The following is a 26,621-nucleotide window of genomic DNA, read 5'->3' as shown; positions in this document are numbered from 1 at the left end:
CCGGGGTCCCGTCTCAGGACACGATGTCCTTGCGGGCGAAGCCGCGGAAGGCGAGCGCGAAGAGGACCAGGGCGTAGGTGACGGAGACCGCCGCGCCCTGCGCCATCCCGCCCCACTCCAGGCGGGGCTGGAGCGCGTCGATCCAGGCGAACTGCCAGTGCGCGGGCAGGAAGTCGCGCCAGTCGCCGAGGGCCGTGATCGCGTCCAGGACGTTGCCGACGATGGTCAGGCCGACGGCGCCGCCGACCGCGCCGAGCGGGGCGTCGGTGCGGGTCGACAGCCAGAAGGCGAGCCCCGCGGTGACCAGTTGGGAGACGAGGACGAAGGAGGTGGCGATGAGCAGCCGGAGGACGGACTCCCCCGCCGGGAGCGAGCCGCCGGTGGGCAGCTGGAGCGGGCCCCAGCCATAGGCGACCGTGCCGGCGCCGAGGGCCAGCAGCGGAAGGAGGAAGAGCGCCGCGGCGCTGTAGCCGAGCGCGACCGTCAGCTTGGCGGCGAGCAGCCGGGAGCGCGGCACGGGCGCGGCCAGCAGATAGCGGAGCGAGGACCAGCCGGCCTCGGAGGCGACGGTGTCGCCGCAGAAGAGCGCCACGGGGATGACGAGGAGGAAACCGGCCGAGACGAACAGGCAGGTCGCCGCGAAGTTGGCGCCCGAGGCGGTCGCCGTGTCGATGAGGGTGATCCGGCCGCCGCGGTCGTCGGCGTCGGGGCCGCCGATGGCGAAGGCGACGATCAGCACGAAGGGCAGGGCGGCGAGCACCCCGGCCATCACCAGGGTGCGGCGGCGCTTCCACTGGCGCAGGGCCTCGACGCGCAGCGGCAGGGTGCGCCCGGGGCGGTAGCCGGGGGCGAGGGCCTCGGGGCCGGGGCCGGTGGCCGTCGCGGTCATGCGGATCCTCCGATCAGGGTGAGGAAGGCGTCCTCCAGGCGGCGGTGCGGCCCGACGCCGGTCAGCGGGACGTCCAGGCGGACGAGTTCGCCGATCAGCGCGGTCGTGCCGGCGGCCGTGTCGGCGGCCGTGCCGACGGGGACGCCGTCGGGGGTGTCGTCGGTGGTGCCGTCGCGGCTGTCGAGGCGGACCAGGAGGCCGCCGTCGGCGCGGACCGCCGAACCGACGCCGGGCAGGGCGGCGATCTTCTCGACGAGCGCGTCGGACACGGGGGCGCCCAGGGAGACCAGGAGGGAGTCGCCGGCGCCGGTGATCTCGGCGACCGGGCCGGCCTGGACGAGCTGTCCGCGGTCCATGACGACGAGGTGGGTGCAGGACTGCTCGACCTCCGCGAGGAGGTGGCTGGAGACGATGACGGTACGGCCGCCGGCGGCGTACCGGATCATCACCTCCCGCATCTCGCGGATCTGCGGCGGGTCGAGGCCGTTGGTGGGTTCGTCGAGGATGAGGAGGTCGGGCAGGCCGAGCATGGCCTGGGCGATGGCGAGGCGCTGCCGCATGCCCTGCGAGTAGGTGCGGACGGCGCGTTCGAGGGCGCCGCCCAGGTTGGCGATGCGCAGGGCCTCGTCCAGGTGGGCGTCCTCGGCGGGGCGGCCGGTGGCCTTCCAGTACAGCTCCAGGTTCTCCCGGCCGGTGAGGTGCGGCAGGAAGCCGGCGCCCTCGACGAAGGAGCCGACCCGGGAGAGGACCGGGGCGCCGGGGCGGATGGCCTGGCCGAAGACGCGGATCTCGCCCTCGTCGGGGGTGATCAGACCCATCAGCATGCGCAGGGTGGTGGTCTTCCCGGCCCCGTTGGGGCCGAGGAGGCCGAGGACCTGGCCCTGTTCGACCCGGAAGGAGAGCTCGCGGACCGAGTACCGTTCGCCGCCCTTGTACTTCTTCGACAGGCCGGTGATCTGGAGGGGCACGGAGGCGAGTTCCGGGTCCGGGGCCGGGGTCGCCGTGCGGCGGCGGGCGGTCAGCAGGAGGGCCGCGGCGACGACGAGGCCGGCGAGCGGCAGGCCCCACACCCACCAGGGCAGGGCGGCGGCCTGGGTGGTGACGGCGGGCGCGGTGGGCACGGTGAGGGGGCCCTCGACGGCGACGGTGTAGCCGGCGGTGGTGACCGGGGAGGCGTAGCCGAGGTCGGTGGCCGAGACGACCAGCCGCAGCCGGTGGCCGGCCTCCACCTCGTGGTCGATCGCGGGCAGGGTGAGGGTGACCGGGCGGCCCTCGGCGGCGTCGTCGACGCGGACCGGGGTGACCAGCTGGGCGGGCAGCACCTGCTGCCGTCCGTCGGGCCCGACGTCGTACACCTTGGCGAAGAGGACGGCGGAGCCGTCGGCGGCGGTGGAGGTGACCCTGACGCGGACGGTCGGGGTGCCGGTGACGCGGAGCGGCGCGGTCTGCGGGGCCGCGTCGAAGCGGGCGTGCTGGCCGGGGAAGTCGAGGGCGATGCCGACGCCGAGGGAGGAGGAGAGGCCGGAGAGGCCGCCGCCGAGGCCGGGGACGGCCGAGACGGCGGGCGGGGCGCCGCCGGCCGGGTTGGTGAAGCGCTGCGACGGTCCGGCCAGGGCGAGCTCGCGGGTGCCCGCGCGCAGGCCCGGGTAGCGGTCGGCGGTGGCGGCGCGGAGGGTGGCGCGGCCGTCGGTGGAGTCGACGCCGCCGGTGCGGCTGACCCGGAAGGCGGGGCCGGTGTCGACGGAGGCGTCCCGCTTCAGCCAGCGGTCGAACCAGGCGCCGACGCGGTCCTCGACGCGGCCGGTCTCGCGGTCGCCGCCGTCGTGTCCGCCGGCGGCCCAGTCGACGGCGACGGGGGCGCCGTTGGCGGCGACGGCGCGGGCCATGGCGTCGGACTGGTCGAGGGTGAAGAGGGAGTCGGTCTGGCCCTGGACGATGAGGGTGGGGACCTTGATGCGGTCGCCGACGGCGGAGGGGCTGCGGGCCTCCAGGAGGGCGCGGGCGGCGGCGTCGGGCCGGCCGGAGACGGCGACGCGCTCCTTGAGGGCGCAGATCTCGGGGGCGAAGCGGCCGCAGGCGTCGCCGCCGGGGCCGGTGCCCATCGAGAAGAGGATGCCGGACCACAGCTTCTTGTAGACGCCCTGGGGGAAGAGGGCGTCGGCCAGGTTCCAGTAGGTGATCTCGGGGGCGATCGCGTCGACGCGGGGGTCGTGTCCGGCGGCCAGGAGGGAGATCGCGCCGCCGTAGGAGGCGCCGGAGACGCCGACGCGCGGGTCGCCGGGCTTGTCGAGGAGGACCTCGGGGCGGGCGGCGAGCCAGTCGAGGAGCTTCCGGACGTCCCGGACCTCGTGCTCGGGGTCGTTGAGGCCGATCTTCCCGCCGGAGGCGCCGAAGCCGCGGGCGGACCAGGTGAGGACCGCGTAGCCGTCGCGGGCGAGCCGTTCGGCCTGCGGGCGGACGTCGTCCTTGGAGCCGCCGAAGCCGTGCGCGAGCAGCACGGCGGGCCGGCGGCCGGTACCGGCGCCGGTGAAGTACGAGGTGTCGATCCGCACCCCGTCGAGGTCGAGGGCCCGGTCCTCGCGCTGCACGGGCGGGGGTTCGTCCTGGGCGACGGCGGTGAAGGTGCCGGCGCCCGCGAGGACGGTGAGGACGGCGGTGACCGCGGCCCACCGGGGAAGTCGGAGTCGCATGCCCCCGAGCCTAGGCGGACGGGCCGGGGACGGGCTGCGGCCCCGGGGCGGAGATCCGCCGCCTCCTGGAGTCGTACGCGGCACGGTCCGCGTACAGCGGTCGCGGTACGCCGGAAACCCGCCGCAGGGCGGTGGGGTCCACCCGATCGCACCCCCCGGGGTGCGGCGGGCCGGAGAGTACCGAAGAGTCGTGGCGAGTCCCCCCCCACTCGAAGGAGAGAACATGCTTCGGCGCATCTCGATCGCTCTGGCCGGTCTGCTCGCGGTCGGCTTCATCGCCGCCTCCCCCGCGGCCGCGCACGCCGGTGACGTGGACGGCTGCTGGTTCAGCGCGGTCGAAGCCTCGGCGGGCAGCGTCCACGTGTCGGACTTCGACGCCACCTGCTGGCACGTGGGCTGAGCCCCCGGTCGGGCCGGCGGCCCCCGGTGCGGAGTGCGCACCGGGGGCCGCCGTACGTCCTGCGCGGGGTCAGTGGTTGCGCGGGAAGCCCAGGTCGACGCCGGCGGGGGCGTCGGCCGGGTCGGGCCAGCGGGTGGTGACAACCTTGCCGCGGGTGTAGAAGTGCACCCCGTCGTTGCCGTAGATGTGGTGGTCGCCGAAGAGGGAGTCCTTCCAGCCGCCGAAGGAGTGGTAGCCGACGGGCACCGGGATCGGCACGTTGACGCCGACCATGCCGGCCTCGACCTCCAGCTGGAAGCGGCGGGCGGCGCCGCCGTCGCGGGTGAAGATCGCGGTGCCGTTGCCGAACTTCGAGGCGTTGATGAGGGCGAGGCCCTCCTCGTACGTCTCGGCGCGCAGCACGCACAGGACCGGGCCGAAGATCTCGTCCTGGTACGCCTTGGCGGTGGTCGGCACGTGGTCGAGGAGGGAGAGGCCGATCCAGTGGCCGTTCTCGTGGCCCTCGACGGTGTAGCCGGTGCCGTCGAGGACGACCCGGCAGCCCTCGGCCTCGGCGCCGTGCACGTAGGAGGCGACCTTGTCGCGGTGGACGGCCGTGATGAGCGGGCCCATCTCGGAGGTCGGGTCGGTGCCGGGGCCGATCTTGATCTTCTCGGCGCGCTCGCGGATCTTCTCGACCAGCTCGTCGCCGATCGCGCCGACGGCCACGACGGCGGAGATCGCCATGCAGCGCTCGCCGGCGGAGCCGTAGGCGGCGGAGACGGCGGCGTCGGCGGCGGCGTCGAGGTCGGCGTCCGGGAGGACCAGCATGTGGTTCTTGGCGCCGCCGAGCGCCTGGACGCGCTTGCCGTTCGCGGAGGCGGTGGTGTGGATGTACCGGGCGATCGGGGTCGAGCCGACGAAGGAGATCGCGGCGACGTCCGGGTGCTCCAGGAGGCGGTCGACGGCGACCTTGTCGCCGTGGACGACGTTGAAGACGCCGTCCGGCAGGCCGGCCTCGGCGAGCAGCTCGGCGATCTTCAGGGACGGCGACGGGTCCTTCTCGCTCGGCTTGAGGACGAAGGTGTTGCCGGTCGCGATGGCGATCGGGAACATCCACATCGGCACCATGGCCGGGAAGTTGAAGGGCGTGATGCCGGCGACGACGCCGACGGGCTGGCGGATCGACGCCACGTCCACCCGGTTCGACACCTGGGTGGAGAGCTCGCCCTTGAGCTGGGTGGTGATGCCGCAGGCCAGGTCGACGATCTCCAGGCCGCGGGCGACCTCGCCGAGGGCGTCGGAGTGGACCTTGCCGTGCTCGGCGACGATCAGCTCGGCGATCGCGTCGCGGTTGGCGTCGAGCAGCGCGCGGAACTTGAAGAGGATCGTGGTGCGCTGGGCCAGCGAGGAGGTGCCCCAGGTGGCGAAGGCGTCCTTCGCGGCGGCGACGGCCGCGTCGACCTCCTCCACGGAGGCGAGGGCGACCTGGGTGGTGACGGCACCGGTGGCCGGGTCGGTGACCGGGCCCCAGTTGCCCGACGTGCCCTCGACGGTCTTGCCACCGATCCAGTGGTGGACGCTCTTCGTCATGACGTGTTACTCCTTCGGGGCCTTCAGAGATGGCGGCGTCGGGCGGTGACGTGCCGGTCGTACTCCTCGCGGGCCTTGACCGCCGACGGGCGGGTCGAGATCTCGGCCACGGGCACATCCCACCACGCCTGGGCCGGGGGCGGGCCCGACACACTGTCTGCCGTTTCGGTCTCGACGTAGACACATGTGGGATCCGTGGCGGCCCGGGCGTCGGCGAGGGCTTCCCGCAGGTCACGGATGGTGCGGGGGCGCAGCACCCGCATCCCGAGGGACGCCGCGTTGGCCCCGAGGTCGACGGGGAGCGGGGGGCCGGTGAAGCCTCCGTCGGCGGCCCGCAGCCGGTAGTCGGTGCCGTACCGCTCGGCGCCGACGGCCTCGGAGAGGCCGCCGATGGAGGCGTAGCCGTGGTTCTGGAGGATCACCAGCTTCAGCGGGAGGCGTTCCTGGACCGCGGTGACGATCTCGGTGGGGTTCATCAGATACGTGCCGTCGCCGACGAGGGCCCAGACGGGCCGGCCGGGGGCGGCGAGGAGGACGCCAATCGCGGCGGGGATCTCGTAGCCCATGCAGGAGTAGCCGTACTCGACGTGGTACTGGTCGCGGGAGCGGGTCCGCCAGAGCTTGTGGAGGTCGCCGGGGAGGGAGCCGGCGGCGTTGATCAGGATGTCGTCGGCGTCGACCAGGGTGTCGAGCACGCCGAGGACCTGGGTCTGGGTGGGGCGGGCGTCCTCGTCGGGGGCGGCGTAGGCGGCGGTGACGCGGGCCTCCCAGCGCAGCTTCTCCTCGGCGTACTCGTGGACGTAGTGGGCGGGCACGTGGTGCGGGTCGAGGAGCGCGTGGAGCTGTTCGATCCCCTCGCGGGCGTCCGCGACCAGCGGCAGGGCGGTCTGTTTGTGCGCGTCGAAGGCGGCGGTGTTGAGGTTGACGAAGCGGACGGAGGGGTGGCCGAAGAGGGTTCCGGAGGCGGTGGTGAAGTCGGTCCAGCGGGTGCCGACGCCGAGGACGACGTCGGCGGTGCGGGCCAGGTGGTTCGCGACGGCGGTACCGGTGTGGCCGACGGCCCCGACGTCCTGGGGGTGGCCGTGGGGCAGGACGCCCTTGCCCGCCTGGGTGGAGGCGACGGGGATGCCGGTGAGCGAGGCGAGGTCGGCGAGCGCCTCCTCGGCGCGGCTGTGCCGGACGCCGCCGCCGGCGACGATCAGCGGCCGGGCGGCCCCGGCGATCGCCGCGACGGCCGCGTCGAGTTCGGCCTCGTCGGGCGAGGCCCGGCGGATCCGCCAGGTCCGCTCGGCGAAGAACCTCGCGGGCCAGTCGTACGCCTCGGCCTGCACGTCCTGCGGGAGGGCGAGGGTGACGGCGCCGGTGGCGGCCGGGTCGGCGAGGACCCGCATGGCTTCCAGCGCGGCCGGGATCAGGGCCTCGGGGCGGACGATCCGGTCGAAGGAGCGGGAGACGGGGCGCAGGCAGTCGTTGACGGAGACGTCGCCGGCGTGCGGCACCTGGAGCTGCTGGAGGACGGGGTCGGCGGGGCGGGTGGCGAAGGTGTCGCCGGGCAGGAGCAGGACCGGGAGGTGGTTGATCGTGGCGAGGGCGGCGCCGGTGACGAGGTTGGTGGCGCCGGGGCCGATGGAGGTGGTGACGGCGTGCGCGGAGAGCCGGTTCCGCTGGCGGGCGTAGCCGACGGCGGCGTGCACCATGGCCTGTTCGTTGCGGCCCTGGTGGAAGGGCATGCCGTCTTCCTCGATCAGCGCCTGGCCGATCCCGGCGACGTTGCCGTGGCCGAAGACGCCCCAGGTGGCGGCGATCAGCCGGTGCCGTTCGCCGTCGCGTTCGGTGTACTGGGCGGCGAGGAAGCGGACGAGGGCCTGGGCCACGGTGAGCCTCATGCGTATCCCTCCGTGTGGTCGGGGTGGAAACTGATCTTCCACTCCCGTTCGGGGCCGGGGCCCGCCATGACGTTGAGGTAGTAGAGGTCGTGGCCCGGCTGGGCGATGGAGGGGCCGTGCCAGCCGTCGGGGACGAGGACGGCGTCGCCGTGCCGGACCTCGGCGAGGAGGTCGGCGCCGCCCGCCCGCGAGGGCGAGATCCGCTGGTAGGCGTAGCCGCGCGGGTCCGCGATCTCGTAGTAGTAGATCTCCTCCAGGACGGACTCGGTCCCGGGGCGGTGCTCGTCGTGCTTGTGCGGCGGGTAGGAGGACCAGTGGCCGCCGGGGGTGATCACCTCGACGGCGATCAGCCGGTCGCAGGGGAAGGCGTCGGCGGAGGCGAAGTTCCGCACCCGGCGGGCGCGGTCGCCGCTGCCGCGGTCCTCCACGGGAACCTCCGGCGCGGGGCCGTAGCGGGCGGGGAGTCGTCGCTCGCAGTTCGCTCCTGCCAAAGCGAAGCGGCCTCCCGCGCCGGAGGCGATCTGGGCGTGGGCGTCGCGCGGTACGTAGACGAAGTCGGTCACGGAGGCGAACACGTCGGCGCGGCCCCCGAGTTCGAAGAACTCCCCGTCGACGCGCACGGTACCGCCCCCGGCGAGGGGAAGCACCACCCATTCGGCATCCGCGCTGTCGAAGCTGTGAGTAGCGCCGGGCGGCAGGTCGAGGACGCGGAGTGCGGAGCGGCTCCATCCGGCCGTCCCGGGGTCGATGTCCAGGGCGTACGGCCCCCGCGCGGCGGTCCCGGCGGGGAGGTGGAGGCGGCGGGTGGTCACCGGGGGTCGTCCTCCGGACGCTGGGGGAGGGTGCCCGAGCCGGCGGCGAGGGCGCGGTCGATCTCGGCGGCGTCGGGCATGGCGGGGGCGCAGGCCAGCCGGCCGGCGACGATCGAGCCGGCGGCGCCGGCGCGGCGGAGGGTGTCCTCCAGGGGGAGGCCGGCGAGGAGGCCGTGGACGAGGGCGCCGCCGAAGGCGTCCCCGGCGCCGAGGCCGTTGACGACGTCGACGGGCAGTGGGGGGACGGCGGCGCGGCGCCCGTCGGCGGCGAGCGCGAGGACGCCTTCGGGTCCGCGTTTGACGACGGCGAGGGGGACGCCGGCAGGGTCGCCGGGGGTGCCGGGGGCGAGCAGGCGGAGGAGGGCGCGGGCGGCGGCCTCCGGGTCGCGTTCGCCGGTGGCGACCTCGCACTCCTCGGCGTTGCCGACGGCGACGGTGGCGTGTCGCAGGGCCTCGGCGTAGTGGGGGCGGGCGGTGGCCGGGTCGGACCAGAAGGCGGGCCGCCAGTCGAGGTCGAGGACGGTGGGGGCGCGGCCGGCGCGGGCCCGCAGGGCGGTGAGGGTGGCGGCGCGGCTGGGTTCCTCGCTGAGCCCGGTGCCGGTGGTCCACAGGACGCGGGCGGCGCGGATCGCGTCGAGGTCGAGCTCGTGCGGGTGGATCTCCAGGTCGGGGGCCTTGGGGCGGCGGTAGAAGGTGAGGGGGAAGTCGTCGGGCGGGAAGAGGGCGCAGAAGGTGACGGGGGTGGGGAGGTCGGGGACCTCGGTGACCCAGCGGCCGTCCACCCCGAACTCCTTGAGCTCGCGCCGGAGGTAGCCGCCGAAGGCGTCGGCTCCGGTGCGGCTGACGAGGGCGGTGCGCCGGCCGAGGCGGGCGGCGGCGACGGCCACGTTGGCCGGGGAGCCGCCGAGGAAGCGCCGGAAGGTCTCGACCCGGTCGAGTCCGACGCCGCTCTGGAGGGGGTAGAGGTCCACGCCGAGCCGCCCCATGGTGATCAGGTCGTACGGCTCCGACTCCACCCGTGCCACCTCTCGACTCCGGTGTCCCTTCCCAGGTCTAGCCCTCCGCCGGGCGGCGTGTCAACGATATGTCCGGACATTCGGACGGATGCCCCGTGGGTCCGGCGGGTGTCTTGACGCTGCTCCGGGGCGCGGTCAAGGTGGCTGGCATGACGAAGCCGTCGCCGCCGTCGCCCGCCCGCATCCGGATCGGTTCCGCCCCGGACTCCTGGGGGGTGTGGTTCCCCGACGATCCCCGGCAGGTGCCGTGGCAGCGGTTCCTGGACGAGGTGGCGGGGGCCGGCTACGAGTGGATCGAGCTGGGTCCGTACGGCTATCTGCCCACCGATCCGGCGCTGCTCGCCGAGGAGACCTCGCGGCGGGGGCTGCGGGTGTCGGCCGGCACGGTCTTCACCGGGCTGCACCACGGTCCCGCCGTGTGGGAGCGGACCTGGGCGCACGTCGCGGAGAACGCGGCGCTGGCGCAGGCGATGGGCGCGGGGCATCTGGTGGTGATCCCGTCCTTCTGGCGGGACGACAGGACCGGCGAGGTCCTGGAGGACCGGGTGCTGACGGCGGGGCAGTGGCGGGATCTGACCGCGCTGACGGAGCGCCTGGGCCGGGAGGTGCGGGAGCGGTACGGGCTGCGGATCGTGGTCCATCCGCACGCCGACACCCATCTCGACGACGAGGAGAGCGTGACCCGTTTCCTGGACGCCACCGATCCGGAGGCGGTGGCGCTCTGTCTGGACACCGGGCACTACGCGTACGCGGGCGGGGACAGCGTCAAGCTGATCGAGAGCTACGGGGAGCGCATCGGCTACCTCCATCTGAAGCAGGTGGATCCGGCGGTGCTGGCGGCGGTGCGGGCCGAGGGCCTGCCGTTCGGCCCGGCGGTGGCGCGGGGGGTGATGTGCGAGCCGCCGGCGGGGGTGCCGGCCCTGGAGCCGGTGCTCGCGGCCGCGGCGGCGCTGGACGTGGAGCTCTTCGCGATCGTGGAGCAGGACATGTACCCGTGCGAGCCGGACGCGCCCTTCCCGATCGCGCTGCGCACCCGCGACTACCTCCGCTCCTGCGGTCTGTAGCCGCACGGCCCGCCGCGGACCCCTCGCGCGCTCCGGCGCACGCGGGCGCGCCGTCGTGACCGTTCGTCACTTCCGTCACGGGGGTCGCGACCCGGTCACACATGTCGCGGTTACGCGGGTTCCTCGTCACAGGCGTTCGACAGCCGCGGCCCGGCCGTCCGGGCGGGTCGTTCTCGGGGCACAGGCTCAGTGATCACCGACGCCACCGCCCGCAGCGCCCCCGAACGGCACCCCCGCCACCGCTGCGCGGCACGGGGCGTGAGGGAGGTACAGGCATGACGGACAGAAGCCTCTGGTCGTACAAGGACATCGCCGCGCACATCCGGGTGCAGCCGGACACGGTGCGGTCCTACCGGAAGCACGGGCTGCTGCCGCCGCCCGATCACGTCGAGTCGGGCAAGCCCTTCTGGTACGCGGACACCGTCCGTGCCTGGGTCGCGAGCCGTCCCGGCAACCGGGCGCGCCGCGACTGATCCGCTCCGTCCGCCGCGCGCGGCGCCGTCCTCCGGTGGAGCCCGGGGGCGGCGCCGCGTCGCGTGCGGGACGGGCGCTAGCCGCGGGCGCCGACGGGTTCGCGTCTCTCCTCGGGGGTGTCGGTCGCGGCGGCGGGCGGCTGCCCGGACTCGCTGATGCCGAAGCGGTCGTGGAAGCGGCGCAGCGGGCCGGGGGCCCACCAGGTGAGCCGGCCGGTGAGCTTCATGACCGCGGGGACGAGGAGGCTGCGGACCACCATGGCGTCCATGAGGACGGCGAGGGCGACGCCGAGGCCGAGCATCTTGGTGTTGGTGACCCGTGAGGTGCCGATGGCGACCATGACGACGGCGAGGATGACGGCGGCGGCGGTGATGAGCCCGCCGGTGCGGGCGAGGCCGAAGCGGACGGCGCCCTCGTGGTCGCCGGTGGTGTCGTACTCCTCCTTGATGCGGGAGAGCAGGAAGACGCCGTAGTCCATGGAGAGGCCGAAGGCGACGCAGAACATGAGGACCGGCAGGGTCGTCTCGATGTCGCCGGTGGCGGTGAAGCCGAGGAGGCCGGAGAGGTGTCCGTCCTGGAAGACCCAGACGACGGCGCCGAACATGGCGGTGAGGCTGAGCGCGTTGAGGACGACGGCCTGGACGGGGATGAGGACGCTGCCGGTGAGCAGGAAGACCAGCAGCAGGGTGACGAGGACGATGATGCCGGCGGCCCAGGGAAGCCGGTCGGCGATGGCGTCCTTGGAGTCGACGAGGACGGCGGCCTGGCCGGTGACGGAGGTGGTGAAGGGGGCGTCGGCGGCGCGCAGTTCACCGACCGCGCGCTGGGCCCCTTCGCCGGTGGCCGGGCCGTCGGGGACGACGCTGTAGTAGGCGTGGGTGTCCGCGCCGGTGCCGGAGACCACGGGGCCGTCGACCCGCACGATGCCGTCGAGGGCGGCGACGCGCTCGCGGTAGGCGCCGTACTCGGCGGGGGTGGCGGGGCCCTCGGCGAGGACGGTGAGGCTGCCGCCGGGGTCGCCGGGGAAGCCGGCGCGGAGCTCCTCCTGGACGATCCGGGAGGTGGCGGTGGCGGGCAGCTGCCGGTCGTCGGCGGTGCCGAACTTCACCCCGAGGAAGGGCAGTCCGAGCAGGACGAGGCCGGCGGTGGTGAGGACGGCGAAGACGGGGGCCCGGCGCATCACCAGGTCGGCCGCCCGGGACCAGCCGGTGGCCGCCCCGGTGTCCCGCGCGGGGGCCCGGCGGCGCCGGAGGAGCCGGCGCAGGTCGAGGGCGTCGACGCGGTGGCCGAGGAGCACGAGGGCGGCCGGCAGCAGGGTGAGGGCGGCGGCCGCGGCGAGCAGGACGACGGCGATGCCCGCGTAGGCGAAGGAGCGCAGGAAGTACTGCGGGAAGACGAGCATGGCGGCGAGCGAGACGGCGACGGTGAGGGCGGAGAAGAGCACGGTCCGCCCGGCGGTGCGCAGGGTGGTGCGGACGGCGGCGGGCGGCTCGGCTCCGGCGGCCAGTTCCTCGCGGTAGCGGCGGACGACGAAGAGGGCGTAGTCGATGGCGAGTCCGAGGCCGAGCGCGGTGGTGAGGTTCTGCGCGAAGACGGAGACGTCGGTGAACTCGGTGATCCCGCGCAGCACCGCGTTGGTGCCGAGGATGGCGACGATGCCGACGCCGAGCGGCAGCAGGGCGGCGACGGCGCTGCCGAAGACCATGACGAGCAGGACCAGGGTGACGGGCAGGGCGATCAGCTCGGCCCGCAGCAGGTCCTCCTGGATGATCGTCTGCATCTCGTGGCGGACGGCGAGGCCGCCGCCGAGGGTGACCTCGACGGGCCCGTGGGTGCCCCGGTAGGCGGGGGCGATGCGGTCGAGGATGTCGCCGGCGGCCTTCTCCTCGCCGGCGATCCGGGCGGCGACGACGGCCTTGGTGCCGTCCTCGGAGCGGAGGGCGGGCGAGCCGCCGGCCCAGTAGGAGCCGACGCCCTCGACGCCGGGCTCGGCGGCGAGCCGTGCGGTGAGCCGGCGGGCCTCGGCGGCCACGGCGGGGTCGTCGACCCCGGCCTTCCCGGCGTCGACGAGGAGCAGCACGTTCGGTTGGGAGCCGGGGAACTCCCGCTCCAGGGCCCCGGTGGCGTAGCTGGACTCGGCGGCCGGGTCCTCCCAGCCGCCGCTGCCCATCCGGTCGGCGACACCGCCGCCGGCGAGGACCGCGAGGGCGGTGAGGACGAGGGCGACGAGCAGGGTGAGCCGGGGCCGCGCGGTCACGAACCGCGTCCATCCCCCGCCCGGATCCCGGCGCCCACCAGGGCTTTCCCCCGCTCCCCCGCCCGGTGCGGGGGGTGTTTTCTTGACTTCGGACATCACGCGGTGTCCCCTTCACCGTGGCCCCCGCTCTCGCTTCCCGGCAGGTCGCGGGGGCCGCCCATTGCCATAGACTGGCAAACACGAGTGATCGCTCGCGTTATCCAAGAATGCGAGCGACCTCTCGCATTTGTCAACGCGTATCGAGGAGGACTGGGGACAGCCATGCCCGAGGACCCGAAGCCGCGCCGCCGACAGGCCCGCGGCGAGCGCCGCATCTCCCAGCTGCTCCAGGCGGCCGCCGACGTGTTCTGCGCCAACGGCTACACGGCCACCAGCACCAACGCGATCGCCCGAGAGGCCCAGGTCTCGCCGGGCACGCTCTACCAGTACTTCCCGAACAAGGAAGCGATCGCGATCGAGCTCGGCGGCCGGCTCATCCAGCAGATGCGCGAGACCCACGGCCAGGTCTTCACCCCGGCCAACATGGCGCTGCCGCTGCCGGAGCTGATCGACGCGGTGCTCGACCCGATGATCGAGTTCAACTGCCTCAACCCGGCCTTCCTCGCCCTGATGCACGGCTCCGAGGTCCCCGGCCGGATCGCCGAGGAGCACGACGAGCTGCACGCCTCGCTGCTCTCCCAGGTCCGCGAGACGATCGGCGCGCGGGCCGTCCCGCCGCTCGGCGCCGCCGAGCTGGACCGGGTCGCCGACATGGCCTTCGCCGTCTTCAAGGGCGGGCTCGCGCTGATCGTCGCCGCCCCCGAGGGCCCGGTGCGGGACGCGGCCGTGGCCGAGCTGAAGAAGGTGCTGTTCCGCTATCTGGCCCCGATCGTCGGCGAGACGCCGGCCGGCGCGGCGGTCACCACGGCTCCGACTCACTGACCACCTCCTCCGGCACCGGCTCCCGGCCTGCCCGCAGCCGCATCGCGAGCAGCGGGAAGACCAGGACGGAGACCATCCCGGCGCCCACCAGCGCCGCCGCCTCGCCCGCCGACAGGGCCCTGTCGTCCAGGCCGATGGTGGTGATGGCGACGACGAGCGGCAGCGCGGTGGAGCCGTACAGCACCAGCGCGCCGCGGTCCGTCCGGTCGAGGTCGCGCGGGGCGAGGAACCACATCGGACCGCCGCGCACCACCAGGAAGAGCAGCAGGAAGACCGGCAGGAGCAGCAGCGCCCGGCCGCCGGAGAGCAGCGAGTCCAGATCGAACTCGATGCCGGTGACGACGAAGAAGACCGGCACGAGGAAGCCGAAGCCGACCCCCTCGACCTTCGCCAGGATCTCCGGGCCGGCCTCGGGCGCCGCCCCGGTGAGCACCAGCCGGGTGATGAGCCCGGCGGCGAAGGCGCCGAGCAGGACGTCGAGGCCGAGCGCCGTCGAGGCCCCGAGCATCAGGGCGAGCAGCAGGAAGACGAAGCGGACCGCGAACTGGCCGCTGGTGTGCAGGGTCCTGGCGATGACGGCGGCGAACCACGGCGGGCGGGGCCGCAGTGCCCAGGAGACGGCGGCCGCGGTGAGCGCGGCGAAGACCGCGAGCAGCACCGTGGACTCGGCGGCGGTGCGCCCGCTGAGCAGCAGCGCCATGGCGATGATCGGCCCGAACTCGCCGACCGCGCCGAAGGCCATGACGACCGAGCCGAAGCGGCCGCGCAGCCCGCCGGAGTCCCGCAGCACGGGCAGGACGGTGCCGAGGGCGGTGCTGGTGAGGGCCACGCCGATGAAGACCCCGGTGGAGTAGCCGCCGCCGAGTAGGACGCCGGCGGTGAGCCCGAGGGCGAGCGCGGCCAGCCACGCCCACACCGAGCGCCTGAGCGTGTCGCCGCGGACCTTGCCGAACTCGATCTCGTACCCGGCGAGGAAGATCAGCATGGTGAGCCCGAGCTCCGAGAGGCCGTCGATCAGCTCGTCCGAGTGGGCCCAGCCGAGGACGTCGGGGCCGATGACGATGCCGAGGAGGATCTCGAAGACGGCGAGCGGCACGGGGATCCGGCGCCCCACCCAGTACGCCAGCAGGGGCGCCAGGACGGCGATCACCATGATCAGGACGAGCGTGCTCCCCGAATGCGACATATCGGGTATCTACCATAAGCTCCGGTCAGATGCCCTGTCGGCGGAGGGACTTGGAGGCCCGCGGATGTACGAGTACCGGTCCACCCCCCAGACCCCTCCCCCGCCGCCTCCGGCTCCCCCCGAGCCCGCCGGGCCGCGGCCCGGGCTGTGGAAGCGGTGCCTGGGGGGCGGCCTGGCCCTGTGGGCGCTGACCGCGGTGGTCACGTACGCCACCGCCAACACCACCCTGCTGCCCACCCTGATCCTGCTGGGCAGCTTCCTGGTCCCGGGCGTCTTCGTCCTGTGGGCGTACGAGCGGCACGGCCGCGACCTCGGGCTGCCGGTGATCCTCGGCTGCTTCGTCACCGGCGGCGTCCTGGGCGTCCTCGGCGCCTCGGTCATGGAGTACTACCTCCTCCACCCCTCCCTGTGGATGTTCCTCGGGGTCGGGCTGATCGAGGAGGCGGTGAAGCTGGCCGCCCTGATGTTCGTCGTCCGGCACCGCCCGTATCTGCGCGGCCGGCGCGCCGGTCTGGTGCTCGGCGGCACGGTCGGCTTCGGCTTCGCCGCCTTCGAGAGCGCGGGGTACGCCTTCAACGCCGCGGTCACCATGGACGGCATCGACCTGCGCTCCCTCCTGGAGACGGAGGTCCTCCGCGGACTGCTCGCCCCCTTCGGCCACGGCCTGTGGACGGCCGTCGCGGGCGCGGTGCTCTTCTCCCACCGCCGCCCCGACGGCCGCTTCCGCCTCACCGGCCCCGTCGTCGGCACCTACCTGGGGGTGGCGGTGCTGCACGCGCTCTGGGACTCGATGCACGGGATCGCGCTCTGGCTCGTCCTCCAGCTGACCACCACGGACCTGGACCGCTCCCTCTTCGCCCAGGGCTACATCCCGCGGCCCACCTCCGAGCAGGAGCACCTCTTCACCCTCTTCTCGGTGGGCGGCCTGGTGCTGGTGACGCTGGTGGGGCTGGCGTGGCTGAGATCGCTGGCGCGGCGCGAGCCCGACCGGACTGGAATTTATACCCCCTAGGGGTATAGCATCGAGTCGTACGACTCCGACCGAACGAGGAGACCACCATGGCCGCCGAGACGCAGACCGAACTCACCACCGTCTACCAGGTCAAGGGCATGACCTGCGGCCACTGCGAGGGCGCCGTCTCCGGCGAGATCTCCGCGATCCCCGGCGTCTCCTCCGTCACCGCCGTCGCCAAGACCGGCGAGGTCACCGTGGTCTCCACCGCCCCCCTGGACCGCGAGGCCGTCGCCGCCGCCGTCGACGAGGCCGGCTACGAGCTGGTCTGACCGCCGGCCGCCGACTGTCCGAGCAGGGTCGTACCGTTACGGGTACGGCCCTGCTCCCCTTTGGAACCGCACATGCCCAGCACCACCGTCACCGAGCTGACCATCGGCGGAATGACCTGCGCCTCCTGCGCGGCCCGCATCGAGAAGAAGCTCAACCGGATGGACGGCGTCACCGCGACCGTCAACTACGCCACCGAGAAGGCGCACGTCGAACACGCCCCCGAGGTCGGCGTCGACGCGCTCATCGCCACCGTGGTGAAGACCGGCTACACCGCGGAGGAGCCCGCACCGCCGGAGCCCGAGGCGCCCGCGGAACCGGACGCCGACCCCGAGCTCGCCGCGCTGCGCGGCCGGCTCACCGTCTCCGCCGTCCTCGCCGCCCCCGTCGTCCTGCTCGCCATGGTCCCCGCCCTCCAGTTCGACAACTGGCAGTGGCTCTCCCTCGTCCTCGCCTCCCCCGTCGTCGTCTGGGGCGGCCTCCCCTTCCACCGGGCCGCCTGGACCAACCTCCGGCACGGCGCCGCCACCATGGACACCCTCGTCTCGGTCGGCACCCTCGCCGCCTACGGCTGGTCCCTGTGGGCGCTCTTCCTCGGCGACGCCGGCATGCCCGGGATGCGGCACGGCTTCGACCTCACCGTCGACCGCGCCGACGCCTCCTCCACGATCTACCTGGAGGTCGCCGCCGGCGTCACCGTCTTCATCCTCCTCGGCCGCTATCTGGAGGCCCGCGCCAAACGGAAGGCCGGCGCCGCCCTCCGCGCTCTGATGGACCTCGGCGCCAAGGACGTCGCCGTCCTCAGGGAAGCCGGCGAGGTACGGGTGCCGGTGGCCGACCTGCGGACCGGCGAGCTCTTCGTCGTACGCCCCGGCGAGAAGATCGCCACCGACGGCACCGTCGCCGAGGGCGCCTCCGCCGTCGACGCCTCCCTGCTCACCGGCGAGTCGCTGCCCGTCGACGTCACCGCCGGCTCCCCCGTCAGCGGCGGCTGCGTCAACGTCTCCGGCCGGCTCGTCGTCCGGGCCACCCGGGTCGGCGCCGACACCCGGCTCGCCCGGATGGCACAGCTCGTCGAGGAGGCGCAGAGCGGCAAGGCCGAGGTGCAGCGGCTCGCCGACCGGGTCTCCGCCGTCTTCGTCCCCGTCGTCCTGCTGATCGCCCTCGCCACCCTCGGCTTCTGGCTCGGCTCCGGCGCCGGCGCGACCGCCGCGTTCACCGCCGCCGTCGCCGTCCTGATCATCGCCTGCCCCTGCGCCCTCGGCCTCGCCACCCCCACCGCGCTGCTCGTCGGCACCGGCCGCGGCGCCCAGCTCGGCATCCTCATCAAGGGCCCCGAGGTCCTGGAGTCCACCCGCCGCGTCGACACCGTCGTCCTCGACAAGACCGGCACCGTCACCACCGGCCGGATGACCCTCACCGGCGTCCACCCGGCCGGCTCCACCGACGAGCGGGAGCTGCTGCGGCTCGCCGGGGCCCTGGAGCACTCCTCCGAGCACCCCGTCGCCCGCGCCGTCGCCGCCGGGGCCGCCGAACGGCTCGGGATCCCCGTCGGCGAGCTGCCCGTCCCCAAGGGCTTCGAGAACGTCCCCGGGCTCGGCGTCCGCGGCTCCGTCGACGGCCGGCTCGTCCTCGCCGGGCGGGCCGCGCTGCTCGCCGCCGAGGAGGTGCCGGTGCCGGACGGCGTCGAGGCCGGGGCGGTGCTCGTCGCCTGGGACGGGGTGCTGCGCGGCTCCCTCACCGTCGCCGACGCCGTCAAGGACACCAGCGCCGAGGCCGTCACCCGGCTCCGCGCCCTCGGGCTGCGGCCGGTGCTCCTCACCGGCGACCACCGGACCGTCGCCGGGACCGTCGCGGCCCAGGTCGGCATCGACGAGGTGATCGCCGAGGTGCTGCCCGAGGAGAAGGCCGCCGTGGTCCGGCGGCTCCAGGCCGAGGGCCGTACCGTCGCCATGGTCGGCGACGGCGTCAACGACGCCGCCGCGCTCGCCACCGCCGACCTGGGGCTCGCGATGGGCACCGGGACGGACGCCGCCATCGAGGCGAGCGACCTCACCCTGGTCCGGGGCGACCTGCGGGTGGCCGCCGACGCGATCCGGCTCTCCCGCCGCACCCTGGCGACGATCAAGGGAAACCTGGCGTGGGCCTTCGGCTACAACGTGGCCGCGCTGCCGCTCGCCGCGGCCGGTCTGCTCAACCCGATGATCGCCGGTCTGACCATGGCTTTCTCGTCCGTGTTCGTCGTGACGAACAGCCTGCGCCTGCGGCGGTTCCGTTGATTTCACCTACACGTGACGCACAAGTCCTTCACAAAGAGACCTAGATCACAGATATTGGGGGGTAACCATCTGGGCTGTTCGCGAGTCTAAGTGGGCGATGCCAGAACGTCTTGGGGGACGTTCGCCGGGATGTCTTGGGGGACGTCCCGACAGGCAAGCGCGGCCGGGGCACGTGCAGCGGGGAGCTTGAGCGGCCCTCCCGTACGTACCCCGGCAGACCGCGCACCGGACGCCCGGCCCGGATCCCGTGGGGGGAATCCGCACCGGGGATATGGGAAGCGCCCCGCTCGCCGACCCGTGGGGGGATCGGAGAGCGGGGCGCTTCTTTGTTTTCGGGGCTCGGTTCGCCTCCGGGGCGTTTCTCGAGGCTCGGTTCGCCTCCGGGGCGCTCCGGAGCTCTCAGCAGACCTGTGCGGGGTCGGCTCAGCGCTCGTCGACCGGGACGAAGTCGCGGAGGACCTCGCCGGTGTAGATCTGGCGCGGACGGCCGATGCGGGAGCCGGGCTCCTTGATCATCTCGTGCCACTGGGCGATCCAGCCGGGGAGGCGGCCGAGCGCGAAGAGCACGGTGAACATCTCGGTCGGGAAGCCCATCGCGCGGTAGATGAGGCCCGTGTAGAAGTCCACGTTCGGGTAGAGGTTGCGCGAGACGAAGTAGTCGTCGGAGAGCGCGTGCTCCTCCAGCTTGAGCGCGATGTCCAGCAGCTCGTCGGACTTGCCGAGGGCCGAGAGGACGTCGTGCGCCGCCGCCTTGATGATCTTGGCGCGCGGGTCGAAGGACTTGTACACCCGGTGGCCGAAGCCCATCAGGCGGACGCCGTCCTCCTTGTTCTTCACCTTGCGGATGAAGGAGTCGACATCGCCGCCGTTGGCCTGGATGCCCTCCAGCATCTCCAGCACGGACTGGTTGGCGCCGCCGTGCAGGGGGCCCCACAGCGCGGAGATGCCGGCCGAGATCGAGGCGAACATGTTCGCCTGCGAGGAGCCGACCAGACGCACGGTGGAGGTCGAACAGTTCTGCTCGTGGTCCGCGTGCAGGATGAGGAGCTTGTCGAGCGCCGACACGACGACCGGGTCGAGCTCGTACTCCTGGGCCGGGACGGAGAACGTCATGCGCAGGAAGTTCTCGACGTAGCCGAGGTCGTTCCGCGGGTAGACGAACGGGTGGCCGATCGACTTCTTGTAGGCGTACGCCGCGATCGTCGGCAGCTTCGCGAGCAGCCGGATCGTCGACAGGTGACGCTGACGCTCGTCGAACGGGTTGTGGCTGTCCTGGTAGAAGGTGGACAGCGCGGAGACCACCGAGGACAGCATCGCCATCGGGTGGGCGTCCCGCGGGAAGCCGCGGAAGAAGTTCTTGACGTCCTCGTGGACCAGCGTGTGCTGGGTGATCTCGTTCTGGAAGACGGCGAGCTCGTCGGCCTTCGGCAGCTCGCCGTTGATCAGCAGGTACGCCACCTCCAGGAAGGTGGACTGCTCGGCCAGCTGCTCGATGGGGTAACCGCGGTACCGCAGGATGCCCTGCTCACCATCGAGGTAGGTGATCGCGGATTTGTAGGCGGCGGTGTTGCCGTATCCGCTGTCCAGGGTGACCAGGCCCGTCTGGGCTCGCAGCTTCCCGATGTCGAAGCCCTGGTCGCCGACGGTGCTCTCGACCACCGGGTAGGTGTATTCACCGTCCGCGTACCGCAGTACTACAGAGTTGTCGCTCACGTCATCCCTCACCGACGTAGTGCCTCTTCTTCGAGGTGCCCTGACTGTCTCTACCATCCCCCACTTGGCTCAGGAGAGTGCACTCGGGGTCGCCATTGGGCCAATCGGCGGCACTCAGTGCCGCCAACCTGCTCATCCTGCCCCCTTCGCCCCGGTTCCGGTAGTCCTCCGTGATCTTTCACACGGGGGCAGGCCCTGTGAGCCGGTGAGCCAGTGCGGTAAAGCGCCGGCCGGCCGAGACCGTACGGACCGCCTGGGCGATCGCGCGACGCGAACCGACCAGGACGACGAGCTTCCGCGCCCGGGTCACGGCCGTGTAGAGCAGGTTCCGCTGGAGCATCATCCACGCACTCATGGTGACCGGGATCACCACGGCCGGATACTCACTGCCCTGCGAACGGTGGATGGTGACCGCGTACGCGTGGGACAGCTCGTCCAGTTCGTCGAAGCCGTACGGCACCTCCTCGTCCTCGTCCGTCCGGACGGTCAGGCGCTGCTCCACGGGGTCCAGCGCCGTCACCACCCCGACCGTACCGTTGAAGACCCCGTTCGCCCCCTTCTCGTAGTTGTTCCTGATCTGGGTCACTTTGTCACCCACCCGGAACACCCGGCCGCCGAACCGCTTCTCCGGGAGGTCCGGGCGGGCCGGGGTGATGGCCTGCTGGAGCAGCCCGTTCAGCGCGCCCGCGCCGGCCGGGCCGCGGTGCATGGGGGCCAGGACCTGCACGTCCCGGCGCGGGTCGAGGCCGAATCTGGCCGGAATGCGCCGCGCGGCGACCTCGACGGCGACCCGGGCCGCGTCCTCCGTCTCCTCCTCCGCGAAGAGGAAGAAGTCCGGCAGGCCGGTGGTGGTGGGCGGCAGCCCGCCGTTGATCCGGTGGGCGTTGGTGACCACGCCGGACTGCTGGGCCTGGCGGAAGATCCGGGTCAGCCGGACGGCGGGGACCGGGCTGCCGGGGGCCAGCAGGTCGCCCAGGACCTCCCCGGCGCCGACCGAGGGCAGCTGGTCCACGTCCCCCACCAGAAGCAGATGGGCTCCCGGCGCGACCGCCTTGACCAGCTTGTTGGCGAGCAGCAGGTCGAGCATCGACGCCTCGTCGACCACCACGAGGTCGGCGTCGAGCGGCCGGTCCCGGTCGTACGCCGCGTCCCCGCCCGGCTTCAGCTCCAGCAGCCGGTGGACGGTGGACGCCTCGGCGCCGGTCAGCTCGGCGAGCCGCTTGGCCGCGCGACCGGTCGGCGCCGCGAGGACCACCTTGGCCTTCTTGGCCCGGGCCAGCTCCACGACGGACCGCACCGTGAAGGACTTGCCGCAGCCGGGGCCGCCGGTGAGGACCGCGACCTTCTCCGTCAGGGCCAGCCGGACGGCCTGCTCCTGCTCGGGCGCCAGCGTGGCCCCCGTGCGGTCCGCGAGCCACGCCAGCGCCTTGTCCCAGGCCACGTCCCGGAAGGCCGGCATCCGGTCCTCCGGGGCGCGCAGCAGGCGCCGCAGCTGCCCGGCGAGGGAGAGCTCGGCCCGGTGGAAGGGGATCAGGTAGACGGCCGTGACCGGCTCGCCCTCCGGGCCGGGGACCGCCTCCCGGACGACCCCCTCCGGGTCCTCGGCCAGCTCGGCGAGGCACTCGATGACGAGCCCCGTGTCCACCTGGAGCAGCTTCACCGAGTCGGCGATCAGCCGCTCCTCGGGGAGGAAGCAGTGCCCCTGGTCGGCGGACTGGGAGAGGGCGTACTGCAGGCCGGCCTTCACCCGCTCCGGGCTGTCGTGCGGGATGCCGACGGACTGGGCGATCCGGTCGGCGGTGAGGAAGCCGATGCCCCAGACGTCGGCGGCGAGCCGGTAGGGCCGCTCGCGCACGACGGAGATCGACTCGTCGCCGTACTGCTTGTAGATGCGGACGGCGATGGACGTGGAGACGCCGACGGTCTGGAGGAAGACCATCACCTCCTTGATCGCCTTCTGCTCCTCCCAGGCGGCGGTGATGTTCTTCGTCCGCTTCGGCCCGAGGCCGGGGACCTCGATCAGCCGGCCCGGGGCCTCCTCCAGGATGTCGAGGGTGTCCAGGCCGAAGTGGGTGGTGATCCGGTCGGCGAAGACCGGGCCGATGCCCTTGACCAGGCCGGAGCCGAGATAGCGGCGGATGCCCTGGATGGTCGCGGGGAGCACGGTCTGGTAGTTGTCCACGTGGAACTGGCGCCCGTACTGCGGGTGCGACCCCCACCGCCCCTCCATCCGCAGCGACTCCCCCGGCTGGGCGCCGAGCAGCGCGCCGACGACGGTGAGCAGCTCCCCGGCGCCCCGGCCGGTGTCGACCCGGGCGACCGTGTAGCCGCTCTCCTCGTTGGCGTACGTGATCCTCTCCAGCACGCCCTCCAGGACGGCGGGGCGGTACGGCTGACCCTCGTTGGACATGCACCGACCGTAGCGAAGGCCGCCGACAGCGGGGGGCGGGGCTGTGGACAACTCCCGGGCCGGGGTGCCGGACACGGGGAGGGACCGTAGCGTTTCGGACATGAGCGACAGCACTGACTCCTTCCGCGACGAGGTCCTGGCCGAACTCGGCGAGGACCGTCTGGCGGAGATCGCCGACCTCGCCGGCACCGACCCGGCCGGCGCCCGGGCCCTGGTGGACGGCTCGGTCGCGGAACTCTCGGGCAACCTGCGGGAGGCGGCGGCCGAACCGGGCAGCGCCGCCGACGTGCAGGCCGCCGTCGACGAGGCCGCGTCGGCGGAGGCGCCCCTCCAGGGCGTCGCCGGCTTCGGGGGCCTCGCGGCCGGCGGCCTGCTGGCCGGCGTCCTCGGCAGGCTGGCGAAGCCCGCCGCCGACGCGGTCGCCCGGCGCACCGGCCTGCCGCCCGCGACCGCCCGCCGCGCGGTCGACCTGCTGGTCCCGGTCGTCCTGGCGGTGCTGACCAGGCGGGCCGCCGCGAAGAAGGGCGGCGGCCTCGGCGGCCTGCTGGACGGCGGGACGAAGTAGCCCGGCCCCGCCGCACACGGGGCCGGGCCGGGAGGGCCCCCGCCGCGCACGCGGGGGCCTGGTTCCGGTGGGCGCGGGTCAGACCTTGAGGAATGCCTCCAGGGTCTCCTCCAGGACCTCGACGCCGTCCCTCGCCCACAGCGCGTCGTTGAAGAGTTCGACCTCTACCGGGCCCGTGTAGCCGACCCGTTCGAGGAGGGCCGCCCACCAGGTGAGGTCGATGGCCCCCGTGCCGAGCTGACCCCGGCCGTTGAGGACGCCCTCCGGGAGGGGGGTCGTCCAGTCGGCGAGCTGGAAGGAGTGGACGCGGCCGCCGGCGGCGGCGCGTTCGACCGCGGCCGGGGCGTTCTCGTCCCACCACAGGTGGTACGTGTCGACGGTGACGCCCACCTGCTCCGCCGGGTGGCGCTCGGCGATGTCCAGGGCCTGGTCCAGGGTGGAGATCGCGCACCGGTCGGAGGCGTACATGGGGTGGAGGGGTTCGATGGCGAGCCGCACCCCGCGTTCGCCCGCGTAGGGGGCGAGGACGCCGATCGCGTCGGCTATGCGCGCGCGGGCGCCGGGCAGGTCGCGGCTGCCGGCGGGCAGGCCGCCGGAGACCAGGACGAGGGTGTCGGTGCCGAGCGCCGCCGCCTCGTCGATCGCCGCCCGGTTGTCGGCCTCCCAGCCGTCGCTGGTGAAGAAGCCGCCCCGGCAGAGGGTGGTGACGGTCAGCCCCGCCTCCTGGATCAGGGCCGCGGTCTCGTCGACGCCGTACTCCTTCACCGGATCGCGCCACAGGCCGATCCCGGGGACGCCGAGGCGGACGCACTCCGCGACCAGTTCGGGGAGCGGGAGCTGCTGCACCGTCATCTGGTTGATGCTGAAGCGGTCGGGGTTCACTGGGGCACTCCGTGGACGGTGAGGAGGGCGCGCATCCGGGACTCCGCGCGGGCCGGGTCCGGGAAGAGGCCGAGTCCGTCGGCGAGTTCGTAGGCGCGGGCCAGGTGCGGCAGGGAGCGGGCCGAGTGGAGGCCGCCGACCATGGTGAAGTGCTCCTGGTGGCCGGCGAGCCAGGCGAGGAGGACCACGCCCGTCTTGTAGTAGCGGGTCGGCGGCTCGAAGAGGTGCCGGGAGAGGGCGACGGTCGGGTCGAGGAGCTTGCGGAAGCCCGCCGTGTCGCCGGTGTCCAGGACCCGGACGGCCTCCGCGGCCAGCGGGCCGAGCGGGTCGAAGATGCCGAGCAGGGCGTGGCTGAAGCCCTGGTCGTCGCCCGCGATCAGTTCCGGGTAGTGGAAGTCGTCGCCGGTGTAGCAGCGGACGCCCTCGGGGAGGCGGCGGCGGAGTGCGATCTCGCGGCCCGCGTCGAGGAGGGAGATCTTGACGCCGTCGACCTTGTCGGGGTGCGCGGCGATGACGTCGAGGAAGGTCTCGGTGGCCGCGTCGAGGTCGGCGGAGCCCCAGTAGCCCTCCAGGGCCGGGTCGAACATCGGGCCCAGCCAGTGCAGGACCACCGGTTCGGCGGCCTGGCGCAGCAGGTGGCCGTAGAGGTCGAGGTAGTCCTCGGGGCCGGTCGCCGCGGCGGCGAGGGCGCGGGAGGCCATGAGGACGGCCTGGGCGCCGGACTCCTCGACGAGGGCGAGCTGCTCCTCGTACGCGGCCCGGATCTCCGGCAGCGAGGCCGGGCCGGTGAGCTGGTCGGTGCCGACGCCGCAGGCGATCCGGCCGCCCTCGGCCCTCGCCTCGGCGGCGCTGCGGCGGATCAGTTCGGCGGCGCCGGACCAGTCGAGGCCCATGCCGCGCTGGGCGGTGTCCATGGCCTCCGCGACGCCGAGGCCGTGGGACCACAGGTGGCGGCGGAAGGCGAGGGTGGCGTCCCAGTCGACGGCGGCGGGGCCGTCGGGGGTGGTGTCGGCGTACGGGTCGGCGACGACGTGCGCGGCGGAGAAGACCGTACGGGAGGTGAGCGGGCCGGCCGCGGCGGGCGCGAGCGGCTCGGTGCGGGGCTGGTACGCGCGCGTGCCGCCGCCGGGGATCGGGAGGCGGAGGGTCACAGCGACACCTCCGGGACGTCGAGGCGTCGGCCCTCGGCGGCGGACTTCAGGCCGAGTTCGGCGAGCTGGACGCCGCGGGCGCCGGCGAGCAGGTCCCAGTGGTAGGGCTCGTCGAGGGCGACGTGCCGGAGGAAGAGCTCCCACTGGGCCTTGAAGCCGTTGTCGAAGTCGGCGTTGTCGGGGACCTCCTGCCACTGCTCGCGGAAGGAGTAGGTGGCGGGGATGTCGGGGTTCCAGACCGGCTTGGGGGTCAGTCCGCGGTGCTGGACGCGGCAGTTGCGCAGGCCGGCGACGGCGGAGCCCTCGGTGCCGTCGACCTGGAACTCGACGAGCTCGTCGCGGTGGACGCGGACGGCCCAGGAGGAGTTGATCTGGGCGATGGCGCCGCCCTCCAGGTGGAAGGTGCCGTAGGCGGCGTCGTCGGCGGTCGCCTCGTACGGCTTGCCCCGCTCGTCCCAGCGGCGCGGGATGTGGGTGGCGATCTCGGCGGAGACGGAGGTGACCCGGCCGAAGAGCTCGTGGAGGACGTACTCCCAGTGCGGGAACATGTCGACGACGATCCCGCCGCCGTCCTCGGAGCGGTAGTTCCAGCTGGGCCGCTGGGCCTCCTGCCAGTCGCCCTCGAAGACCCAGTAGCCGAACTCGCCGCGGACGGACAGGATCTCGCCGAAGAAGCCGCCGTCGATGAGCCGCTTGAGCTTCCGCAGGCCGGGGAGGAAGAGCTTGTCCTGGACGACGCCGTGCTTGATGCCCCGGGCGTCGGCGAGCCGGGCGAGCTCCAGGGCGCCGGCGAAGTCGGCGGCGGTGGGCTTCTCGGTGTAGATGTGCTTGCCGGCGGCGATCGCCTTGGTGAGGGCGTCGACGCGGGCCGAGGTGACCTGGGCGTCGAAGTAGACGTCGATGGAGTCGTCGGCGAGGACGGCGTCGAGGTCGGTGGACCACTCGGTGAGGCCGTGCTGCTCGGCGAGGGCGCGCAGGGCGTGCTCGCGGCGGCCGACGAGGACGGGCTCGGGCCAGAGGACCCGTCCGTCGCCGAGGTCGAGGCCGCCCTGCTCGCGGAGGGCGAGGATCGAGCGGACGAGGTGCTGGCGGTAGCCCATGCGTCCGGTGACGCCGTTCATGGCGATGCGGACGGTCCTGCGTGTCATGGAAGGTTCCTCTCTCCGGCGGGG

Annotated in this window: 21 protein-coding genes; 8 read left to right on the top strand and 13 right to left on the bottom strand. The window is 73.6% G+C overall.

Translation table 11 applies throughout. The features are described 5' to 3' along the window. Positions 1 to 13: 13 nt before the first annotated feature. Entirely contained in the window at positions 14 to 889 is an 876-nt protein-coding gene (locus tag IF73_RS0110485; protein WP_031005928.1) for an ABC transporter permease, read from the bottom strand. Next, on the bottom strand, positions 886 to 3,579 hold the full coding sequence (locus IF73_RS0110480; protein WP_031005926.1) for an alpha/beta fold hydrolase: 2,694 nt from the start codon (positions 3,577 to 3,579) through the stop codon (positions 886 to 888). The genes IF73_RS0110485 and IF73_RS0110480 overlap by 4 nt, the downstream gene beginning before the upstream one ends. A gap of 223 nt (positions 3,580 to 3,802) precedes the next feature. On the opposite strand from IF73_RS0110480, the gene IF73_RS40940 reads away from it, so the two are divergent. Next, complete coding sequence (locus tag IF73_RS40940) at positions 3,803 to 3,979, top strand: hypothetical protein (RefSeq protein WP_158821969.1); 177 nt, start codon at positions 3,803 to 3,805, stop codon at positions 3,977 to 3,979. A gap of 69 nt (positions 3,980 to 4,048) precedes the next feature. On the opposite strand, the gene mmsA is transcribed toward IF73_RS40940, so the two are convergent. The 4 genes from mmsA to iolC are packed head-to-tail and all read right to left on the bottom strand — an operon-like array spanning position 4,049 to position 9,235. Beyond that, the gene (gene mmsA / locus IF73_RS0110470) at positions 4,049 to 5,551 is read right to left on the bottom strand and encodes a CoA-acylating methylmalonate-semialdehyde dehydrogenase (RefSeq protein ID WP_031005925.1); all 1,503 of its coding nucleotides are present in this window, start codon (positions 5,549 to 5,551) and stop codon (positions 4,049 to 4,051) included. Between the two features lie 23 nt (positions 5,552 to 5,574). Further along, entirely contained in the window at positions 5,575 to 7,437 is a 1,863-nt protein-coding gene (gene iolD / locus IF73_RS0110465) for a 3D-(3,5/4)-trihydroxycyclohexane-1,2-dione acylhydrolase (decyclizing) (protein ID WP_031005923.1), read from the bottom strand. Further along, a complete protein-coding gene (iolB, locus tag IF73_RS0110460) occupies positions 7,434 to 8,249 on the bottom strand; it encodes a 5-deoxy-glucuronate isomerase (protein WP_031005921.1) in 816 nt (271 codons plus the stop codon). Before iolB ends, iolD begins: the two co-directional genes overlap by 4 nt. Beyond that, positions 8,246 to 9,235 carry a 5-dehydro-2-deoxygluconokinase gene (iolC, locus tag IF73_RS0110455; RefSeq protein WP_051716670.1) on the bottom strand — a complete coding sequence of 330 codons (990 nt, stop codon included), beginning with the start codon at positions 9,233 to 9,235 and terminating at the stop codon, positions 8,246 to 8,248. The genes iolB and iolC overlap by 4 nt, the downstream gene beginning before the upstream one ends. A gap of 179 nt (positions 9,236 to 9,414) precedes the next feature. Here iolC and IF73_RS0110450 point away from each other — a divergent pair, with 179 nt between their 5' ends. Then, positions 9,415 to 10,329, top strand: a complete 915-nt coding sequence (locus tag IF73_RS0110450; protein ID WP_031005916.1) for a sugar phosphate isomerase/epimerase family protein — start codon at positions 9,415 to 9,417, stop codon at positions 10,327 to 10,329. A gap of 275 nt (positions 10,330 to 10,604) precedes the next feature. Further along, positions 10,605 to 10,802: a helix-turn-helix transcriptional regulator gene (locus IF73_RS0110445; RefSeq protein WP_031005915.1), complete on the top strand. Its 198-nt coding sequence runs from the start codon at positions 10,605 to 10,607 to the stop codon at positions 10,800 to 10,802. A gap of 77 nt (positions 10,803 to 10,879) precedes the next feature. Here the strand turns inward: IF73_RS0110445 and IF73_RS0110440 are convergent, their stop codons facing one another. Next, positions 10,880 to 13,156 carry an MMPL family transporter gene (locus tag IF73_RS0110440; RefSeq protein ID WP_031005914.1) on the bottom strand — a complete coding sequence of 759 codons (2,277 nt, stop codon included), beginning with the start codon at positions 13,154 to 13,156 and terminating at the stop codon, positions 10,880 to 10,882. A gap of 165 nt (positions 13,157 to 13,321) precedes the next feature. Here IF73_RS0110440 and IF73_RS0110435 point away from each other — a divergent pair, with 165 nt between their 5' ends. After that, positions 13,322 to 13,981, top strand: coding sequence for a TetR/AcrR family transcriptional regulator (locus tag IF73_RS0110435; RefSeq protein ID WP_037878797.1), 660 nt, complete (start codon positions 13,322 to 13,324; stop codon positions 13,979 to 13,981). Here the strand turns inward: IF73_RS0110435 and IF73_RS0110430 are convergent. Further along, positions 13,959 to 15,167 carry a cation:proton antiporter gene (locus IF73_RS0110430; protein WP_031005912.1) on the bottom strand — a complete coding sequence of 403 codons (1,209 nt, stop codon included), beginning with the start codon at positions 15,165 to 15,167 and terminating at the stop codon, positions 13,959 to 13,961. The genes IF73_RS0110435 and IF73_RS0110430 overlap by 23 nt on opposite strands. 64 nt (positions 15,168 to 15,231) lie before the next feature. Between IF73_RS0110430 and IF73_RS0110425 the strand changes: the two genes are divergently transcribed. The 3 genes from IF73_RS0110425 to IF73_RS0110415 all read left to right on the top strand — a co-directional run bounded on the left by IF73_RS0110425 (position 15,232) and on the right by IF73_RS0110415 (position 18,728). Further along, positions 15,232 to 16,179 carry a PrsW family intramembrane metalloprotease gene (locus tag IF73_RS0110425; RefSeq protein ID WP_031005900.1) on the top strand — a complete coding sequence of 316 codons (948 nt, stop codon included), beginning with the start codon at positions 15,232 to 15,234 and terminating at the stop codon, positions 16,177 to 16,179. Between the two features lie 47 nt (positions 16,180 to 16,226). Further along, a complete protein-coding gene (locus tag IF73_RS0110420) occupies positions 16,227 to 16,451 on the top strand; it encodes a heavy-metal-associated domain-containing protein (protein ID WP_031005898.1) in 225 nt (74 codons plus the stop codon). A gap of 72 nt (positions 16,452 to 16,523) precedes the next feature. Further along, a complete protein-coding gene (locus IF73_RS0110415; RefSeq protein ID WP_031005897.1) occupies positions 16,524 to 18,728 on the top strand; it encodes a heavy metal translocating P-type ATPase in 2,205 nt (734 codons plus the stop codon). Positions 18,729 to 19,151: 423 nt separating this feature from the next. Here IF73_RS0110415 and IF73_RS0110410 read toward each other — a convergent pair whose 3' ends face one another. Further along, positions 19,152 to 20,441: a citrate synthase gene (locus IF73_RS0110410; RefSeq protein WP_031005896.1), complete on the bottom strand. Its 1,290-nt coding sequence runs from the start codon at positions 20,439 to 20,441 to the stop codon at positions 19,152 to 19,154. Between the two features lie 178 nt (positions 20,442 to 20,619). After that, positions 20,620 to 22,851, bottom strand: a complete 2,232-nt coding sequence (locus IF73_RS0110405) for an ATP-dependent RecD-like DNA helicase (protein WP_031005895.1) — start codon at positions 22,849 to 22,851, stop codon at positions 20,620 to 20,622. A 100-nt stretch (positions 22,852 to 22,951) separates the two neighbouring features. On the opposite strand from IF73_RS0110405, the gene IF73_RS0110400 reads away from it, so the two are divergent. Then, complete coding sequence (locus IF73_RS0110400) at positions 22,952 to 23,416, top strand: DUF937 domain-containing protein (RefSeq protein ID WP_031005893.1); 465 nt, start codon at positions 22,952 to 22,954, stop codon at positions 23,414 to 23,416. A 78-nt stretch (positions 23,417 to 23,494) separates the two neighbouring features. On the opposite strand, the gene IF73_RS0110395 is transcribed toward IF73_RS0110400, so the two are convergent. The 3 genes from IF73_RS0110395 to IF73_RS0110385 are packed head-to-tail and all read right to left on the bottom strand — an operon-like array spanning position 23,495 to position 26,597. Then, positions 23,495 to 24,298 (bottom strand): sugar phosphate isomerase/epimerase family protein, encoded by an 804-nt coding sequence (locus IF73_RS0110395; protein WP_031005891.1) that lies wholly within the window; start codon positions 24,296 to 24,298, stop codon positions 23,495 to 23,497. Further along, positions 24,295 to 25,449, bottom strand: coding sequence for a dihydrodipicolinate synthase family protein (locus IF73_RS0110390; protein WP_031005889.1), 1,155 nt, complete (start codon positions 25,447 to 25,449; stop codon positions 24,295 to 24,297). The genes IF73_RS0110395 and IF73_RS0110390 overlap by 4 nt, the downstream gene beginning before the upstream one ends. After that, on the bottom strand, positions 25,446 to 26,597 hold the full coding sequence (locus tag IF73_RS0110385; RefSeq protein WP_031005887.1) for a Gfo/Idh/MocA family protein: 1,152 nt from the start codon (positions 26,595 to 26,597) through the stop codon (positions 25,446 to 25,448). The genes IF73_RS0110390 and IF73_RS0110385 overlap by 4 nt, the downstream gene beginning before the upstream one ends. Between the last annotated feature and the right edge of the window lie 24 nt (positions 26,598 to 26,621).

It is taken from the genome of Streptomyces sp. NRRL F-5727 (assembly GCF_000719555.1).
Taxonomy (GTDB): Bacteria; Actinomycetota; Actinomycetes; order Streptomycetales; family Streptomycetaceae; genus Streptomyces.
Note: the sequence above shows the minus strand (reverse complement) of the source record. Positions and strands in the feature narration are given on the sequence as shown.

Excerpts from the sequence above, each read along its gene's own strand:
- IF73_RS0110415 (WP_031005897.1), top strand. The coding sequence starts at position 16,524 with ATGCCCAGCACCACCGTCACCGAGCTGACCATCGGCGGAATGACCTGC.
- IF73_RS0110385 (WP_031005887.1), bottom strand. The coding sequence starts at position 26,597 with ATGACACGCAGGACCGTCCGCATCGCCATGAACGGCGTCACCGGACGC.
- mmsA (WP_031005925.1), bottom strand. The coding sequence starts at position 5,551 with ATGACGAAGAGCGTCCACCACTGGATCGGTGGCAAGACCGTCGAGGGC.
- IF73_RS0110435 (WP_037878797.1), top strand. The coding sequence starts at position 13,322 with ATGCCCGAGGACCCGAAGCCGCGCCGCCGACAGGCCCGCGGCGAGCGC.
- IF73_RS0110485 (WP_031005928.1), bottom strand. The coding sequence starts at position 889 with ATGACCGCGACGGCCACCGGCCCCGGCCCCGAGGCCCTCGCCCCCGGC.
- IF73_RS0110425 (WP_031005900.1), top strand. The coding sequence starts at position 15,232 with ATGTACGAGTACCGGTCCACCCCCCAGACCCCTCCCCCGCCGCCTCCG.
- iolD (WP_031005923.1), bottom strand. The coding sequence starts at position 7,437 with ATGAGGCTCACCGTGGCCCAGGCCCTCGTCCGCTTCCTCGCCGCCCAG.
- IF73_RS0110480 (WP_031005926.1), bottom strand. The coding sequence starts at position 3,579 with ATGCGACTCCGACTTCCCCGGTGGGCCGCGGTCACCGCCGTCCTCACC.
- IF73_RS0110445 (WP_031005915.1), top strand. The coding sequence starts at position 10,605 with ATGACGGACAGAAGCCTCTGGTCGTACAAGGACATCGCCGCGCACATC.
- iolC (WP_051716670.1), bottom strand. The coding sequence starts at position 9,235 with ATGGGGCGGCTCGGCGTGGACCTCTACCCCCTCCAGAGCGGCGTCGGA.
- IF73_RS0110440 (WP_031005914.1), bottom strand. The coding sequence starts at position 13,156 with ATGTCCGAAGTCAAGAAAACACCCCCCGCACCGGGCGGGGGAGCGGGG.
- IF73_RS0110430 (WP_031005912.1), bottom strand. The coding sequence starts at position 15,167 with ATGTCGCATTCGGGGAGCACGCTCGTCCTGATCATGGTGATCGCCGTC.
- IF73_RS0110405 (WP_031005895.1), bottom strand. The coding sequence starts at position 22,851 with ATGTCCAACGAGGGTCAGCCGTACCGCCCCGCCGTCCTGGAGGGCGTG.
- IF73_RS0110420 (WP_031005898.1), top strand. The coding sequence starts at position 16,227 with ATGGCCGCCGAGACGCAGACCGAACTCACCACCGTCTACCAGGTCAAG.
- IF73_RS40940 (WP_158821969.1), top strand. The coding sequence starts at position 3,803 with ATGCTTCGGCGCATCTCGATCGCTCTGGCCGGTCTGCTCGCGGTCGGC.
- IF73_RS0110450 (WP_031005916.1), top strand. The coding sequence starts at position 9,415 with ATGACGAAGCCGTCGCCGCCGTCGCCCGCCCGCATCCGGATCGGTTCC.
- IF73_RS0110400 (WP_031005893.1), top strand. The coding sequence starts at position 22,952 with ATGAGCGACAGCACTGACTCCTTCCGCGACGAGGTCCTGGCCGAACTC.